Source organism: Mycobacterium pseudokansasii (genome assembly GCF_900566075.1).
GTDB lineage: Bacteria > Actinomycetota > Actinomycetes > Mycobacteriales > Mycobacteriaceae > Mycobacterium > Mycobacterium pseudokansasii.
The window spans coordinates 4,267,363-4,282,860 of record NZ_UPHU01000001.1 but is presented as its reverse complement, the minus strand read 5'-3'; the positions used below and the strand labels follow the sequence as shown (position 1 = coordinate 4,282,860).

At 66.1% G+C, this 15,498-nt stretch carries 16 protein-coding genes, 2 tRNA genes and 1 pseudogene; 11 read left to right on the top strand and 8 right to left on the bottom strand.

What is annotated here, in order from left to right:
• Positions 1–6: 6 nt before the first annotated feature.
• The 4 genes from EET10_RS19270 to EET10_RS19255 form a co-directional block, all read right to left on the bottom strand.
• Positions 7–633: a class I SAM-dependent methyltransferase gene (locus EET10_RS19270; protein ID WP_051490297.1), complete on the bottom strand. Its 627-nt coding sequence runs from the start codon at positions 631–633 to the stop codon at positions 7–9.
• Between the two features lie 15 nt (positions 634–648).
• Positions 649–2,235, bottom strand: coding sequence for a glycoside hydrolase family 13 protein (locus tag EET10_RS19265; RefSeq protein ID WP_036400094.1), 1,587 nt, complete (start codon positions 2,233–2,235; stop codon positions 649–651).
• A complete protein-coding gene (locus EET10_RS19260; RefSeq protein ID WP_036400672.1) occupies positions 2,235–2,630 on the bottom strand; it encodes a globin in 396 nt (131 codons plus the stop codon). The genes EET10_RS19265 and EET10_RS19260 overlap by 1 nt, the downstream gene beginning before the upstream one ends.
• A 74-nt stretch (positions 2,631–2,704) precedes the next feature.
• Positions 2,705–3,442 (bottom strand): hypothetical protein, encoded by a 738-nt coding sequence (locus EET10_RS19255; RefSeq protein WP_036400091.1) that lies wholly within the window; start codon positions 3,440–3,442, stop codon positions 2,705–2,707.
• A gap of 242 nt (positions 3,443–3,684) precedes the next feature.
• On the opposite strand from EET10_RS19255, the gene EET10_RS19250 reads away from it, so the two are divergent.
• From EET10_RS19250 to EET10_RS19240, 3 genes are all read left to right on the top strand, one after another.
• On the top strand, positions 3,685–4,359 hold the full coding sequence (locus EET10_RS19250; RefSeq protein ID WP_036400088.1) for an HNH endonuclease: 675 nt from the start codon (positions 3,685–3,687) through the stop codon (positions 4,357–4,359).
• 63 nt (positions 4,360–4,422) lie between these two features.
• Positions 4,423–4,650 (top strand): aa3-type cytochrome oxidase subunit CtaJ, encoded by a 228-nt coding sequence (gene ctaJ, locus EET10_RS19245; RefSeq protein ID WP_036400085.1) that lies wholly within the window; start codon positions 4,423–4,425, stop codon positions 4,648–4,650.
• Positions 4,637–5,104: a DUF5130 domain-containing protein gene (locus tag EET10_RS19240; RefSeq protein ID WP_036400083.1), complete on the top strand. Its 468-nt coding sequence runs from the start codon at positions 4,637–4,639 to the stop codon at positions 5,102–5,104. Before ctaJ ends, EET10_RS19240 begins: the two co-directional genes overlap by 14 nt.
• Positions 5,105–5,181: 77 nt before the next feature.
• On the opposite strand, the gene pepN is transcribed toward EET10_RS19240, so the two are convergent.
• On the bottom strand, positions 5,182–7,785 hold the full coding sequence (gene pepN / locus EET10_RS19235; protein WP_063467070.1) for an aminopeptidase N: 2,604 nt from the start codon (positions 7,783–7,785) through the stop codon (positions 5,182–5,184).
• A gap of 155 nt (positions 7,786–7,940) precedes the next feature.
• Here pepN and EET10_RS19230 point away from each other — a divergent pair, with 155 nt between their 5' ends.
• The 4 genes and pseudogenes from EET10_RS19230 to EET10_RS32600 form a co-directional block, all read left to right on the top strand.
• Complete coding sequence (locus EET10_RS19230) at positions 7,941–8,552, top strand: Rv2466c family mycothiol-dependent reductase (RefSeq protein WP_036400081.1); 612 nt, start codon at positions 7,941–7,943, stop codon at positions 8,550–8,552.
• A gap of 44 nt (positions 8,553–8,596) precedes the next feature.
• Positions 8,597–9,076: a ribose-5-phosphate isomerase gene (locus EET10_RS19225; protein WP_036400668.1), complete on the top strand. Its 480-nt coding sequence runs from the start codon at positions 8,597–8,599 to the stop codon at positions 9,074–9,076.
• Between the two features lie 44 nt (positions 9,077–9,120).
• On the top strand, positions 9,121–9,927 hold the full coding sequence (locus EET10_RS19220) for an Fpg/Nei family DNA glycosylase (protein ID WP_036400079.1): 807 nt from the start codon (positions 9,121–9,123) through the stop codon (positions 9,925–9,927).
• Positions 9,928–9,942: 15 nt separating this feature from the next.
• Positions 9,943–10,092: pseudogene (locus EET10_RS32600) on the top strand (Mtp family mycobacterial-type pilin); the annotation flags it as partial.
• A gap of 45 nt (positions 10,093–10,137) precedes the next feature.
• Here EET10_RS32600 and EET10_RS19215 read toward each other — a convergent pair.
• Positions 10,138–11,349 carry a serine hydrolase domain-containing protein gene (locus tag EET10_RS19215; protein ID WP_036400077.1) on the bottom strand — a complete coding sequence of 404 codons (1,212 nt, stop codon included), beginning with the start codon at positions 11,347–11,349 and terminating at the stop codon, positions 10,138–10,140.
• Between the two features lie 31 nt (positions 11,350–11,380).
• A tRNA-Gly gene (locus tag EET10_RS19210) sits at positions 11,381–11,451 on the bottom strand.
• A gap of 146 nt (positions 11,452–11,597) precedes the next feature.
• Here EET10_RS19210 and EET10_RS19205 point away from each other — a divergent pair.
• The 4 genes from EET10_RS19205 to clpP2 all read left to right on the top strand — a co-directional run bounded on the left by EET10_RS19205 (position 11,598) and on the right by clpP2 (position 14,538).
• Positions 11,598–11,674: transfer RNA gene (locus tag EET10_RS19205), tRNA-Pro, on the top strand.
• Between the two features lie 36 nt (positions 11,675–11,710).
• Positions 11,711–13,192 carry a trigger factor gene (gene tig / locus EET10_RS19200; protein WP_051490296.1) on the top strand — a complete coding sequence of 494 codons (1,482 nt, stop codon included), beginning with the start codon at positions 11,711–11,713 and terminating at the stop codon, positions 13,190–13,192.
• A 105-nt stretch (positions 13,193–13,297) separates the two neighbouring features.
• Positions 13,298–13,906 (top strand): ATP-dependent CLP protease proteolytic subunit ClpP1, encoded by a 609-nt coding sequence (gene clpP1, locus EET10_RS19195; protein WP_089024968.1) that lies wholly within the window; start codon positions 13,298–13,300, stop codon positions 13,904–13,906.
• The gene (gene clpP2, locus EET10_RS19190) at positions 13,903–14,538 is read left to right on the top strand and encodes an ATP-dependent CLP protease proteolytic subunit ClpP2 (RefSeq protein ID WP_036400073.1); all 636 of its coding nucleotides are present in this window, start codon (positions 13,903–13,905) and stop codon (positions 14,536–14,538) included. Before clpP1 ends, clpP2 begins: the two co-directional genes overlap by 4 nt.
• A gap of 2 nt (positions 14,539–14,540) precedes the next feature.
• On the opposite strand, the gene mmuM is transcribed toward clpP2, so the two are convergent.
• Positions 14,541–15,425: a homocysteine S-methyltransferase gene (mmuM, locus tag EET10_RS19185; protein WP_036400071.1), complete on the bottom strand. Its 885-nt coding sequence runs from the start codon at positions 15,423–15,425 to the stop codon at positions 14,541–14,543.
• Positions 15,426–15,498 lie beyond the last annotated feature (73 nt).

Here is a 15,498-nt window from a genome sequence, read left to right as displayed (position 1 = left end):
TTTTGGCTAGCGCGGGTCTCGCCAGTGCAAAAGGTACCGGTAGTAGAGGCCTCGTCGGACTTCGGCGTTGGGCAGAACCTCGTTGGCTACCTGTCGGATCTGACCGAGATTTTCCTGAGGCTCGGTGACCGGTACACCGATGTCACGGGTCTCGCCATGAACGCGCGATCCTATGCGGACGATGGGCATACAGAGCAAAGACCATGCCCAGTCGCTGATCGTCTTGTTCGCCGCAAGCCCCACGACGGCCAGCTCGCCGCCGGGCCTGAGTAGTCGGCGCGTTTTGGCCAGCGCTTCTCGCAGCGGTTGGTGATGAATGCTGGCCACGAATGCGACGACATCAAAGCTTTGCTCGGGCGCGGTAAAGCCCTGAAAGTCGCAGTGGTCGACCGATGTGTTGGTCATCGAATGCAGCCGGAGACGTGCTCGCTCGACTGCGGCAGCGTCCGGATCGATGCCGACCACCCGGCGCGATACTGCCGCCAGCCGCTGCATCAGCAGGCCCTCACCGCACCCCACATCCAAAACGTCGCCGTGATGCCGTGCTGCGATATCGACCAGCCATGGGTGATAGGCGGTGTTGTGGTTCCAGTAGTCCGCCACATTGTGCAAGTCTGCCAGTGTCGAGCCCATCGACGACCGGCCGAGCTAAACCAACCAGGCGGCGGTGTCCGGCGGCAGCTGCCCGTCGACCAACGATCCGCTAGCCATGAGCAGCTCGCCAGCGGGCAGGGTTGTCGGGCGACGGCCCGCATTCAACGCGCACACCAGTCCGCCGCGGCGCCGAAATACCACCGCGTCGCCTGGCGCCGGCAGCCAATCGATCTGGTTACCATCGAATTGTGCGTGTTCTTTTCGCAATTGGAGCGCACGACGAAAGAACGACCACGTCGAATCGGGATCCGCACGTTGCTTTTCGACGGTCAACGCGGCCCACTCGCGCGGCATCGGTAACCAGGTGTCGGCGCACGTCGAAAACCCGAACGGGGGAGCATCGCCCGACCACGGCAGCGGAACGCGGCACCCGTCGCGGCCACGCTCGGTGTGGCCGGAGCGTTTCCACGTCGGGTCCTGCAGTGCCTCGTCGGGCAGGTCCACATCGGGCAGCCCGAGTTCCTGACCGTTGTAGAGAAATACCGCGCCCGGCAGGGCGAGCATGACCAAGGCCATTGCTCGCGCCCGGCGCAGCCCAGTCACGCCGCCGCCGTAGCGGGTGACCTCCCGTCCCACATCGTGGTTGGCCAGCGTCCAGGTCGGCGTGGCGTTTTCTATTGCCGCAGCCGCCAGCGAGTTCTGCACGGCATCGTGGATGTCGGTGGCGTCGAACTCGGTCCGGGTCAGCCGGAAGTTGAAGCCGAGGTGCAATTCGTCGGGCCGTACGTATTCGGCCCATCGGGTGTTGTCCTGCACCCAGACCTCGCCGACGGTGACCGCCCCCGGGTAGTCGTCGATAACCGCGCGGATATCGCGGTGGATCGCATGTACCTGCGGGCGGTTGAAGCGTGGGTCGTCATCGGTGTGGCGCAAAATCTTGGCTTCGTCAGCGGCGTCGGGCAAACCAGCGGGCTTGGCCATGCCGTGGGCCACGTCGATGCGGAACCCGTCCACGCCGCGTTCCAGCCAGAAGCGCAGTGTCTTCTCGAAGTCGTCGAAAACCTCTGGGTTGTCCCAGTTGAGGTCGGGCTGCTCGGCGTCGAAGAGGTGCAGATACCACTGGCCTGGGTTGCCATCCCGTTCGGTCACCCGAGTCCATGCCGGTCCGCCGAAGACCGACTCCCAGTTGTTCGGCGGCAGCGACCCGTCCGGGCCCCGGCCGTCGCGAAAGAAATAGCGGTCCCGCGCGTCGGTGCCGGGACCGGCGGCTAGCGCCGCCTGAAACCACGGGTGCTGGGAACTGGTGTGGTTGGGCACCACGTCCATGGTGACCTTGATGCCCCGCTGATGTGCAGCCGCGACCAGTCGTTCGAACGCTGCCATCCCGCCGAAAAGCGGATCGATGTCCCGAGGGTTGGCAACGTCATAACCGTGGTCGGCCATCGGCGAGACGGTGACCGGGTTGATCCAGATGCCGTCGACACCGAGCTGTTGCAAATACTCCAAGCGGGCCGTGAGCCCGTCGAGGTCGCCGACCCCGTCTCCGTCGCTGTCGGCGAACGAGCGCGGATACACCTGGTAGAACACCGCGTCCGACCACCACGACTGCGCCTGATTCTCTCGATCCACTTCGGCGGCCATCAAAACGCGGAGTTCACCAACGAGTGGGCTGCCATCTCGAGATAGGCGAGCAACTCGCGGCGACGCTCGTCGTCCAGGGTCTGTGCGTCGATGGAGGCGACAGCGGTGTGCATGCACCGCAACCAGGCGTCGCGCTCGATGGGTGTGATCCGAAACGGCATGTGCCGCATCCGCAGCCGGGGATGCCCGCGCTGTTCGGAGTAGGTTCGCGGGCCGCCCCAATATTGCTCGAGGAACATCCGCAGTCGTGCTTCGGCACCCGATAGGTCCTTCTCGGGATAGAGCGGACGCAGGATCTCGTCTTCGGCGACCTGTTCGTAGAAGCGTGACACGATCGCGTCGAATGTCTTGGCGCCGCCCACGGCGTCGTAGAAGGATTGTTGTTGCGGTTCCATTGCTTCCATTGTGGTCTATGAATCGCCGACGTCGCGTGATGTCGATCTCACCTTCGCCTCCGGTCCGACCATTCCTAGAGGTTGGCGGCGAATCGTCGCTTGGCGCTCGCCATGTCGGCAGCAAGCCGGTCCAACAGATCGCGCAGCGGCGACGGCGGCAGGCCTGCGCCACCCGTTTCGAAAGTGCTCAGTTCGACCCCAGCCTTGGCGCACTCGACGAAGGACCAGGGTATGCCCGGTTCGTCGGCGCCCAATCGTTCGGTGATCGTGGCCACCGAGCGCTCCTGCACCGCAGCCATCTCCGCGAGCACTGACATGAGGCGATGCTCGTAGCGGGCGCGGCGCATGGTGGCCTCGTCGCCCACCGAGCGCTGATGTGCTGTGCCGATGCTGACGCAGCCGTCTGATGCCACCACGAAGCCTTCCTGGCGAGCGGCGGCGGCGATCTCCAACCTTTTCCCGTCGAGGTGCTGCATCCCGGAAATGCAGTCATCTATCGCTCGCAGTGCGCTCTGGAGCCGTTCGGGCAGTTCTCGGCGCCGCGGCTCGGCGCGATCGGCGGCATCTCGTTCAGCCAAACCTTTCGTTATCCCGCGCTTGGCGGCCAGCGCGGCTTGTCTGGATCGCGAGAAACCCAGCGCTGCCGGCAACTGTGGGTCTGGCTCGGTGATTTCGATGACGCGATTCATCGAGGCGAGCAGCTCCGCCACGGCGGCACGCGGAGTGAGCGGGTTTCGCGCGGTGTGGCGATAGCGTTCTGCCGTCGTGTCCTCATTACCGGGATCACCTGGCGGACCCGCACCACCCGGCATGTCGTCAGCTCCTCTTCTTGACCGCCGGATTGCACAGCGGGATCTCGATAAGTGATGCCAGTGTTGCACTCCGCTACCGCCGCTGCCGACGGCCACCGGCGGTATCCGTCGGGCAAGATCGGGCCAGGATCGGGCCGGGATCGGGCCAGGAACCCCGGCGTTCACCCGATCGACACGGCGTGGTCCAGGCAATTGGCGTGCGGTCGGCCAAGAATCATGGTGGACTGTTCCGCGGAGGATCTATGGCGCAGGGCAAAAAGCGCCGCAGCCACCGCAATAGCGGTGCCGCGGCAGGCGGAACAGGGCCTGCAACCGCGTCATGCCTGCACAGTGCCCACTCCCACCGACCCGCCCTGGGGGTCGAAACCCATCCGCCCAACCGCTCAGAGAGCGCATCGATCTGGAACCGCCGGCGGGTCTTGCTGCTGAACTCCACCTACGAGCCGCTCACCGCGTTGCCGATGCGCCGGGCGGTCGTGATGGTGATCTGCGGTAAGGCCGACGTGGTCCACGACGACCCCGCCGGACCGGTCATCCACTCGGCGACCAGCTCGATCGTGGTGCCATCGGTCATCCAGCTGCGAACCTACGTCCGGGTTCCCTATCGGGCCCGCGTCCCGATGACCCGTGCTGCGCTGATGCACCGCGATCGCTTCTGCTGCGCCTATTGCGGGGCAAAGGCCGATACGGTCGACCATGTGGTGCCACGCAGCCGTGGGGGTGAGCACTCGTGGGAGAACTGCGTCGCGTGCTGCTCGACATGCAATCACCGCAAGGGCGACAAGCTGCTGACCGAACTCGGTTGGTCACTGCGCCGCAAGCCGCTGCCGCCGACCGGGCAGCACTGGCGGCTGCTGTCGACGGTCAAAGAGCTGGACCCGTCGTGGGAGCGATACCTCGGTGAAGGCGCGGCCTGATTTTCTGCTGTCCTCAGTGCCCTGACCGGCCCTCGGTGGGATACGGTTTGCGTCGTGAACGCTATGGAGATTCACCTCTTGTTCGTCGGAATCCCGCTGTTGCTGGTGGTCGTGCTGGCATTGATGATCTTCACCCGCAAGGGACCGCACCCGGCAACCTATGAAATGCCGGAGCGTTGGACACATCCCCCGATCCTGTGGGCCGCGACCGACGAAGATGTCGGTGGCTCCCACGCTGGGCATGCTTCGTCGGAGATCTCGGTTGGAGGTGGCGCCAGTGGCACGTGGTGACGTTGCGACGATCGAACCCACCGATCTGCCGAAGGGCTGGGTGATCACCAGCAGCGGCCGGATCTCCGGGGTCACCGAGCCCGGGGAACTGTCGGTGCACTATCCGTTCCCGACCAAGGACCTCGTGGCTTTGGACGACGCGCTGGTCTACAGCTCGCGGGCGTCCAGGGCTCGCTTCGCCGTCTACCTGGGTGATCTGGGTGATGACACCGCCGCACGGGCGCGGGAGATTCTGGCGAAGGTGCCCACACCCAACGACGCGGTGCTGATCGCGGTTTCGCCCAACCAGTCCGCCATCGAGGTGGTCTACGGCTCGGCGCTGCGGGGTCGTGGTGCCGAGTCGGCGGCGCCGCTCGGCGTGGCCGCCGCATCGTCGGCCTTCGAGCAGGGTCACCTGATCGACGGGCTGATCAGCGCGATCCGCGTAATCAGTGCCGGGATTTCGGCGGCGTGATTCCACCCGCGCGCGACCGTGCGCGGCCGCGCGCACCTGCGGCGGTTCGCGTTGCCGGCGCGGACGCGACGCGCGCGCTATTCGGCCGCGTCGAATCGCCGGGCCCGCAGCGACCGTTTGACGCCGGCTTGGCCCTCCAGCACCAACCGGCGCAACGGCGGCGGCAGCTCGGAGTCCGGGGCGGATAGGAACTTGTCGGCGGCGGCAATGCCTTCCTCGCTGACGTCGGAACCGGGATAAAGCCCGACCACCACCGATTGGGCGACCTCGCTGGATCGCCGTGCCCACACTCCCGGGATCGCCTCGAAATAGCGCGGTGTGAACGGCTTGAGCAGCTCACCTTGCCCCGGCGCGGCGATGCCCGCGATGATCGCGCGGCCGGTGGCGTTGGCCAGGGTGTCGTCTTCGACCACGGTGGTGAAGGCGCTCTCCTTGACGTCGAATTGCGGCCGCGCGGCGCGGGCCTGGGCGGCGTACCGCTTACCGGTCGCGGTCGGGTCGCGCTGTTCTTCCGCGTCGATCCGCGGTGACTGGGGCCCGTCGGCGTCAATGGCGCCCGCGGTTGCCAGCGCGATCACGATGCGCCAGCGCAGGTCGGTGTCGACGTCCAAGCCCGCCAGTCCCAATTCGGCGGGGTCACCGTCGAGCAGCGCGGCCACGGTTTCGACGTGGCGGGGTGACAGCACGGACCCGCACAACGCGTTGACGAAGGCCAGCTGATGGTCGGAGCCGGCCGCGGCATCGCGGGCCAATTCCAGTAGCCGGTCGGCGAACTGCGGCCAACCATGCTCGCGGGCCCAGCCCGGTTCGGCGTACGAACCCAGCGCGGTCTGCGCCTGCATCAGCAACCGCTGCGCCACGCCGACCTCGGTCTCGGCGTGCACACCACCGGACACCAGTGCCACGAACTCGCGGGCGCGCAACTCGGCCTCGCGGGTCATCTCCCACGCCGCCGACCACACCAGGCTGCGCGGCAGCGGCTCGGCGATGTCGGCGATGCGCTGCAGCGCTGTCTGCAGCGACTCGGCGTCCAGCCGCAGCGAGCAGTACGTCAGGTCGTCGTCGTTGACCAGGATCAGCTTGCCGCGCGGAACACCAACCAGCGCAGGCACTTCCGATTCCGGACCGGCGACGTCGAGTTCTTCGCGGTGGACCCGGACCAGTTTGCCCGACCCGCTGGAGACGTCGTCGTCGTAGATACCCACCGCGAGCCGGTGCACCCGGGTCTCACCCGCGCCCGGCGCGGCCCCGCTCTGCTGCACCGCAAACCGGGTGAAGCTACCTTCCTCGTTGACGCCGAAATCCGGCCGCAACGTGTTGAGCCCGGTGGTCTTGAGCCACTGCTGGCCCCAGGTCGACAGGTCACGGCCAGAAGCCTTTTCCAGCGCGGCAATCAGATCGTCGAACGTGGCGTTGCCGAACGCGTGGGTCCGGAAGTAGTCGCGCAGCCCGGCCAGGAAGTGTTCCAGCCCGACGTAGGCGACCAGCTGTTTGAGCACCGACGCGCCCTTGGCGTAGGTGATGCCGTCGAAGTTCACCTCCACCGCGGCCAGGTCGGGAATATCGGCGGCGATCGGGTGCGTCGACGGCAGTTGGTCCTGGCGGTAGGCCCACGACTTTTCGACGGTGGCGAACGTCGTCCAGGCCTCGGTGAACTCGGTCGCTTCGCTTTGGCACAGCACCGACGCGAACGTGGCGAAGGACTCGTTGAGCCACAGGTCGTCCCACCACTTCATGGTGACCAGGTCGCCGAACCACATGTGCGCCATCTCGTGCAATACCGTCTCGGCGCGCCGTTCGTAGGCGGCGCGGGTGACCTTGCTGCGAAACACATAGTCTTCGAGGAAGGTCACCGCGCCGGCGTTTTCCATCGCACCGGCATTGAACTCGGGCACGAACAGCTGGTCGTACTTACCGAACGCATAGGGCAGCCCAAAGTGCTTGTGGTAGAAGCCGAATCCCTGCTTGGTCTGGGTGAACAACCGCTCGGCGTCCATATATTGCGCCAACGACGCCCGGCAGTAGAGGCCCAGCGGGATCTCGCCGTGCTCATCGCGATAGGTGTCATGCCAGGCGGCGTACGGTCCGGCGATCAGCGCCACCAGATAGGTGCTCATCGGCGGGGTGGTGGTAAAGGTGTGCACTCCGTTGTCCACCTCTTTGTCCACCGGGGTGGCGGCGGCGTTGGAGATCACCTTCCAGTGCCCGGGCGCGGTGACCCGCAGCTCGAAGGTGGCCTTGAGGTCGGGCTGGTCGAAGCAGGCGAACATCCGCTTGGCATCGGCGGTCTCGAACTGCGAGTACAGGTACGTCTCGCCGTCGACGGGGTCGACGAAGCGGTGCAGACCTTCGCCGGTGTTGGAGTAGCGGCAGTCGGCGTCGATGATGACGACGTTGCGGTTGGCCAGCCCCCGCAGCGGGATTCCGGTCGACTCGTCGTAGCCGGAGACGTCCAGTTCCGCGCCATTGAGGCTGGCGCTGCGGACGGTGTCGGCGGCGATGTCGATCACCGTGTCGGCGCCGGCGAGCGCGTCGAATACCACCGTGGTGGTGGACCGGAAAGTCCGTTTGCCGGGCCCGCCATGCCCGTCGGTCAGATCGAGGTTGATCTGGTAGCTGTCGACGGTAATCAGGGCGGCGCGTTCGATTGCCTGTTCGCGGGTGAGATTGGGAAGGGCCACAGGCTCCAACATATCGGCTGGCGTCACCGGTTCCGACGGTTCCTGGTTCGGGTGGCGCCGCATCGCCGTGATCGCGGGAACACCCGCACCGCCGCCGGGGTTGTGCTGGACGGTGTTCTCACCGTCTTCGAACTTTGCAGGAGAGGATCGCAAGTATGCCCGAAAAGTCTGTTGCCGATTTCTGGTTCGACCCGCTGTGCCCGTGGGCATGGATCACGTCGCGCTGGATTCTCGAGGTGGGAAAGGTCCGCGATATCGAGGTGAATTTTCACGTCATGAGCTTGGCGGTGCTCAACGAAAACCGCGAAGGGCTGCCTGAGCAGTATCGCGAGAACATGAAGAGGGCGTGGGGACCGGTACGGGTGGCGATCGCCGCGGCGCAGGCCCACGGCGCCGCCGTGTTGGCCCCGCTGTACACCGCGATGGGCACCCGGATTCACAACGAGGGAAACAAGGACCTCGACGAGGTCATCACCCAATCGTTGGCGGAGGTCGGCCTTCCGGCCGAACTGGCCGCAGCCGCTACCACCGATGCCTACGATGACACCCTGCGTAAGAGCCACCACGCTGGTATGGACGCCGTGGGTGACGACGTGGGCACGCCGACCATTCACGTCAACGGGGTGGCGTTCTTCGGACCGGTGCTGTCGAAGATTCCTCGCGGCGAGCTGGCCGGCAAGCTCTGGGACGCATCCTTGACGTTCGCCGCCTACCCACATTTCTTCGAGCTCAAGAGGACTCGCACCGAGCGCCCCGAGTTCGATTAGGCCGGGCGCCAACGACCCGCGGCGGGTCGGGCACAATGTCGGGCATGCGCGTCTACCTGGGGTCTGACCACGCCGGATTCGAACTCAAGCAGCACATCATCGAGCACCTCAAAACGTCGGGACACGAACCGGTCGACTGCGGCGCCTTCAGCTACGACGCCGACGACGACTATCCGGCGTTTTGCATCGCCGCCGCGGAACGGACGGTGGCCGATCCGGGCAGCTTGGGCATCGTGCTGGGGGGATCCGGCAATGGTGAGCAAATCGCGGCCAACAAGGTGCCCGGCGCGCGGTGCGCGCTGGCGTGGAGTGTCGAGACGGCGTCGCTGGCCCGGGAACACAACAACGCTCAGCTGATCGGCATCGGCGGCCGCATGCACACCGTCGCCGAGGCGCTGGCGATCGTCGACGCCTTTGTGTCCGCGCAATGGTCCAAAGCCGAACGCCATCAGCGCCGAATCGACATTCTCGCCGAATACGAGCGCACTCACCAAGCGCCGCCGGTACCCGGTGCGGTGGCCTGAGAGCAGGCCCTGAGACCAGACCCTGAGACCGGACAAAGACTGCCGTGCCAGAAGGGCATACCTTGCACCGGTTGGCCCGGCTGCATAAGCGCCGTTTCGCCGGCGCGCCGGTGGCGGTATCCAGCCCACAGGGCCGCTTCGCCGAATCGGCGGCCGCGGTGGACGGCCGGGTCCTCCGGCGAACCAGCGTGTGGGGCAAACACCTGTTCCATCACTACCAGGGCGGCGGGATCGTCCATGTGCATCTCGGGCTCTACGGCACCTTCACCGAATGGGCACGCCCGGCGGCCGATCATCTTCCCGAACCGGTGGGACAGGTGCGGATGCGCATGGTCGGCGCCGAATACGGCACCGACCTACGCGGCCCGACGGTATGCGAGGTGATCGACGAGAGCCAAGTCGCCGATGTGGTTGCCCGGCTAGGCCCCGACCCGTTGCGCCCGGACGCTGACCCGTCGTGGGCGTGGGCCCGAATCATTAAGTCCCGCAGGCCCATTGGGGCCCTCCTGATGGACCAGACGGTGATGGCAGGGGTGGGCAACGTCTTTCGCAGCGAGCTGCTGTTCCGTCACCGCATCGACCCCTACCGGACCGGTCAGCGGATCACCGAGGCAGAGTTCGACGCGGCGTGGACCGACCTGGTGGCGTTGATGAAGGTAGGTCTGCGGCGCGGCAAGATCATTGCCGTCCGGGCCGAGCACGATCACGGCGCCCCGTCGTACCAGCCGGGCCGGCCGCGCACCTACGTCTATCGGCGCGCAGGCGACCCATGCCGACTCTGCGGGACGACGGTGCTTGCTGCCGAGATGGAAGGCCGCACCGTGTTCTGGTGCCCGGCCTGCCAACGGTGAAGTGCGCAGCCATCGCCCATCCCGCAATGGTGGTGCCCGGGCGACTTCTGGGATCCCGGCTGGGGCAAAAACTGGGACTGGAACATCTGCCACGACAACTGGCGTGGAAGGGGACCCCACTCGAGTGAAGGGCCTGGCCCGGGAGGGCCCGGGGGCGGACGATAAGCCGAGGTTCGGTCAAACCGCATGCTGCCGAACGGCTTTCGTGGCCTATGGTCGGCGAATCGCGAGGCCGGGTCGGCGCGGCGCGACACCGAGCGTCGCGTAGACCTCGTTGCTCAGGGCGACGCTGCGCGGGTCGGCGTTGGCCTTACTGGCGTCGTAGCGGTTCATCACGTACGCGTAGCCGATCCCGTGTTCCAGATCGACGAACCCGAACGAACCACCCAGGCCGCCGTGGCCGAATGTTCGCGGATTGGGGCCGTTGACGGCGCGCTGGTTGAGCATGTAGCCCAACCCCCAGCCGTGATCGGCTACCCGCGGACCAAGCACCAGATCGGTGTCGAAGCCGCCTTGCGACACTCGGACCAGGTCCATGTGTTCACGGCTGAGCAGCTTCTCCTGAGCGAGCGCGTTGTAAAACGTCGCCAAACCCAAGGCCGAGACCAGGCCGTTGGTGCCGGGGAACTCCAGCTCACGCCACAGTTGCATGTCGTTGTTGCCGACTTCGTCGGCGGGGGCGAATCCCATCGAGACCGATAGCGCGGCCTTGGGGTGTTCGTCCAGGCTGGCCGGGCAGTCGGGGGCTTGCACGTCGGCGAGCATCCCGCGCACCTTCGGCTCGTTCACCATGTCGGCACAGCGATGCTGTTCGTATCGGGGCAGGCCGATGTGGATGTCGGCGCCGATCGGTTCGGCGATCTCGGTGCGCAAGTAGTGGCCGATCGTGCGACCGGTGATCCGGCGAAACACTTCGCCGAGAATGAAACCGAACGTGGTCATGTGGTAGCCCTGAGCAGTGCCCGGCTCCCACCATGGTTCCGCCGCAGCCAGCTGATCGCAGACGAAGTCCCAATCAGTGACTTGCTCCCAGCTCAGTCGCTTGTTCGGTCCGATCACGCCGGATCGGTGGCTCAGCACCATGGCCACGGTCACGGCTTCCTTGCCCTTTTTCCCGAACTCGGGCCAATAGCGGGCCACCGGTGCCTGTAGGTCCAGCTCACCGCGATCGGCGAGTTGGTGGATACAGGTGGCCGCCAGGCCCTTTGTGCCGGACAGCACGTTGGTCAGGGTGTCCTGTCGCCACGGCCGGGTACCGGCTGCGTCCGCCGAACCGCCCCAGAGGTTGACGACGAGATTGCCGTCCACCCATACGGCGACTGCCGCGCCGACTTCGTGACCCAACTCGAAGTTGCGCTCGAACTCGTCACGTACTTTGCCGAAGTCGGCTGCGCATGAGCCCTTGACGTCGGCGTTACACATGGCGCATTCCCCCCGGGTGCAGCGTGGCCTGAGCGGGCGACGGGAATCGAACCCGCGTCGCTAGTTTGGAAGACTAGGGCTCTACCATTGAGCTACGCCCGCATGCATTAAGTCGAGCGAAACTCTACGTGGTGGCCGAGATCAAATCTAATCGACGCAGTTGTGTGACGCGCGTCGCATGCGCTGTCAGGTCCCCGGAGGTCGCTGCGGGCCCGGTGCCGCCGGGCCGTAGGATCGCGAGGTCAGCGCGGGGTGTAGCGCAGCTTGGTAGCGCATCCGCTTTGGGAGCGGAAGGCCGCAGGTTCAAATCCTGTCACCCCGACCAGCCGACCGTCCGGACCGACCATCGAGGAGCACATCCGTGAAGAGCAGCGTCGAGCATTTGAGCCCCACTCGGGTTCGTATCAATGTGGAGGTGCCCTTCGAAGAGCTCGAGCCCGATTTCCAGCGGGCCTACAAGGAGCTGGCCAAACAGGTTCGGCTGCCTGGGTTCCGGCCGGGCAAGGCGCCGATCCGGCTGCTCGAGGCGCGTTTCGGCCGCGAGGCGATGCTCGATCAGATCGTCAACGATGCCCTGCCCAGCCGGTACGGACAGGCGCTGGCCGAGTCGGAAATCCAGCCACTGGGCCGGCCCGACATCGAGGTCACCCGAAAGGAATACGGCCAGGATCTGGCTTTCACCGCGGAGGTCGACGTCCGTCCCAACATCACGCTGCCCGACCTGGGCCAGTTGACGGTCTCGGTGGAGCCCATCGAGGTCAGCGACGACGACGTCGAGACCGAGCTGCAGTCGCTGCGCGTCCGCTTCGGCACGCTCAACCCGGTCGAGCGGCCGGTGGCGGTCGGCGACTTTGTCACTATCGACCTGTCGGCAACCGTCGACGGGGAGGAGGTACCCAACGCCGCCGCCGAGGGACTGTCCCACGAGGTCGGCTCCGGTCGCCTCATCGCAGGGCTCGACGACGCGATTGTCGGCCTGTCCGTCGACGAGTCCCGGGTGTTCACCGCGAAGCTGGCAGCCAGCGAACACGCCGGGCGTGACGCGGAGGTCACCGTCACCGTCAGGTCCGTCAAGGAGCGCGAGCTGCCCGACCCCGACGACGAGTTCGCCCAGTTGGCCAGCGAGTTCGACACCATCGAGGAGCTGCGGGCCAACCTGCGTGAGCAGGTGCTGCAGGCAAAGCGAGCCCAGCAGGCGGAGCAGATCCGCGACGCCACCATCGACACCCTGCTCGAGCAGGTCGACGTGCCGGTGCCGGAGTCTTATGTCCAGGCGCAGTACGACAGCGTCATCCACAGCGCGCTGAGTGGCATCAACCACGACGAGGCCAGGTTCAACGAGCTGCTCGCCGAGCAAGGCTCGTCGCGTGAGGCGTTCGACGCCGAGGCCCGCAGCGCATCGGAGAAGGATGTCAAGAGGCAGCTACTGTTGGATGCCCTCGCCGACGAGCTGAAAGTCCAAGTCGGCCAGGAGGACCTCACCGCACGACTGTTGACGACGTCGCGGCAGTACGGCGTCGAGCCGCAACAACTGTTCGCCTACCTTCAGGAGAACAACCAGCTGCCGTCGATGTTCGCCGACGTTCGGCGCGAGTTGGCGGTACGGGCCGTCGCCCGGGCCGCAACGGTCACCGATAGCGACGGCAACACGATCGACACCGGCGAGTTGTTCGGCACTAGCCCCGAGGCTTCGGAAGAGCCCGACGCAGGCGCCGAAGAGACAGATGCGGGAGCCGAAGAGAGAGATGCGGGAGCCGAAGACTCCGGCGTCCAGGCCGAGGCTGTCGATGCCCCAGTCGTGACCGACGCGACCGATCCGGCCGGCCACGAACACCGCGCGTGACGCTGTAAGCGAACGCGCCCATTTCAGGGGTGCGGGAGCGCCACACAGCCAGTGCGGTTGGTTAGGGTCGGTTCATACGGAACTCAAGAAAGCAGGTGTCCCACTGTGAGCCAAGTGACTGGCATGCGTTCGAACTCGCAGGGCCTTTCCCTGACGGACTCGGTCTATGAGCGTTTGCTCTCCGAGCGCATCATCTTCCTGGGTTCAGAGGTGAACGACGATGTTGCCAATCGGCTGTGTGCGCAGATTCTGCTGCTCGCGGCCGAGGACCCCACCAAGGACATCTCGCTGTACATCAACTCCCCGGGAGGATCGATCAGCGCCGGCATGGCGATCTACGACACCATGACCTTGGCGCCCTGCGATATCGCCACCTACGCGATGGGGATGGCCGCCTCCATGGGCGAGTTCCTGCTGGCCGCGGGCACCAAGGGCAAGCGCTACGCGCTGCCGCACGCCCGCATCCTGATGCACCAGCCGCTGGGCGGCGTCACCGGCAGTGCGGCCGACATCGCAATCCAGGCCGAGCAGTTCGCGGTCATCAAGAAGGAGATGTTCCGGCTCAACGCCGAATTCACCGGCCAGCCGATCGAGCGCATCGAGGCGGACTCGGATCGCGATCGCTGGTTCACCGCCCCCGAAGCCCTGGAATACGGTTTCGTCGACCACATCATCACCCGCGCCGCAAGCGTCACCAATGGAGAAATGCAATGAATCCTCAGAGCCAGCCCCAGGCGCGGTACATCCTGCCGTCGTTCATCGAGCACTCCAGCTTCGGCGTCAAGGAGTCCAACCCCTACAACAAGCTGTTCGAGGAACGCATCATCTTCCTTGGTGTCCAGGTCGACGACGCATCGGCCAACGACATCATGGCGCAGCTGCTGGTGCTCGAGTCGCTGGACCCCGACCGCGATATCACCATGTACATCAACTCGCCCGGCGGTGGGTTCACCTCGCTGATGGCGATCTACGACACCATGCAGTACGTGCGGGCCGACATCCAGACGGTGTGCCTCGGTCAGGCCGCCTCGGCGGCGGCGGTGCTGTTGGCTGCCGGGACGCCGGGTAAGCGGATGGCGTTGCCCAACGCGCGGGTGCTGATCCACCAGCCGTCATTGTCGGGGGTGATCCAGGGTCAGTTCTCCGATCTGGAGATCCAGGCCGCCGAGATCGAGCGGATGCGCACGCTGATGGAGACCACGCTGGCGCGCCACACCGGCAAGGACGCCACGGTGATCCGCAAGGACACTGACCGAGACAAGATCCTGACCGCCGAAGACGCCAAGGACTACGGCATCATCGACACCGTTCTGGAGTACCGGAAGCTGTCCGCGCAGAAGGCCTGAACTCAGGCCTCAACGGCCAGTGCCCGCCGGATCTCGGCGATGTTGGTCGGCCCAACCCGGCAGCATCCGCCGACGATGCGCGCTCCCGCGGCAACCCACTGCGTGGCGAGTTCACCAGAAAACCGTCGCGGGCCTACCCAGGCACGGTGCCGGCCGTCCCAACGTTCGCCGCTGTTGGGGTAGACGATCACCGGCTTGCCCACGTCGGCGCAGGCGATTGCCGCCAACACGTCATCGGGAGCGCAGCAATTGACGCCCACCGCGATGATCTCCGGAACTCCAGCGGCCACGGCGAACGCCGCGGCCAGCGGTTGCCCGGCTCGGGTTCGAGTCCCGTCGATTGTGTAGCTGAGCCAGGCCGGCACGCCCATCTGGCGCACCAGGTTGACGAGTGCTTCGGCCTCGTCGACATCGGGGATGGTCTCCAGCGCCAGCACGTCCGCGCCGGCGGTGGCCAACACCTCCAGCCGCGGGCGATGCCACCGGGCCAGAGCCCTGACACTGAGCCCGTAGCGGCCGCGATATTCCGACCCATCGGCGAGCGCGGCGCCGTAGGGTCCGACCGAGGCAGCCACCCGAAGGCCGGCCGCGCCGACCTCGTGCCGTGCGCTCGCGGCGAGTTCAACACTGCGGCGCAGCAACGCGACCGCGTCGTCTCGGCCGATCCCGTGCGCCGCGAATCCCTCGAACGACGCCTGGTAGCTGGCTGTCGTGGCGATCGTGGCACCGGCGCGAAAGTACGCCGCATGCACCGCGGTGATCTCCTGCGGCGCGTCGGTCAGCAGCCGCGCCGACCACAACGGGTCGGTGAGATCATGACCGCGGGCCTCGAGCTCGGTGGCCAGGCCGCCGTCGCTGATCACCACGGAATCAGCAGCCAGCCGCACAACGTCACTGTAGGGTGGTCGCCTGGGGTGTGGGCCGCCACTGGGTCCGTCAGTTGATGAGCATCGGTTGCAT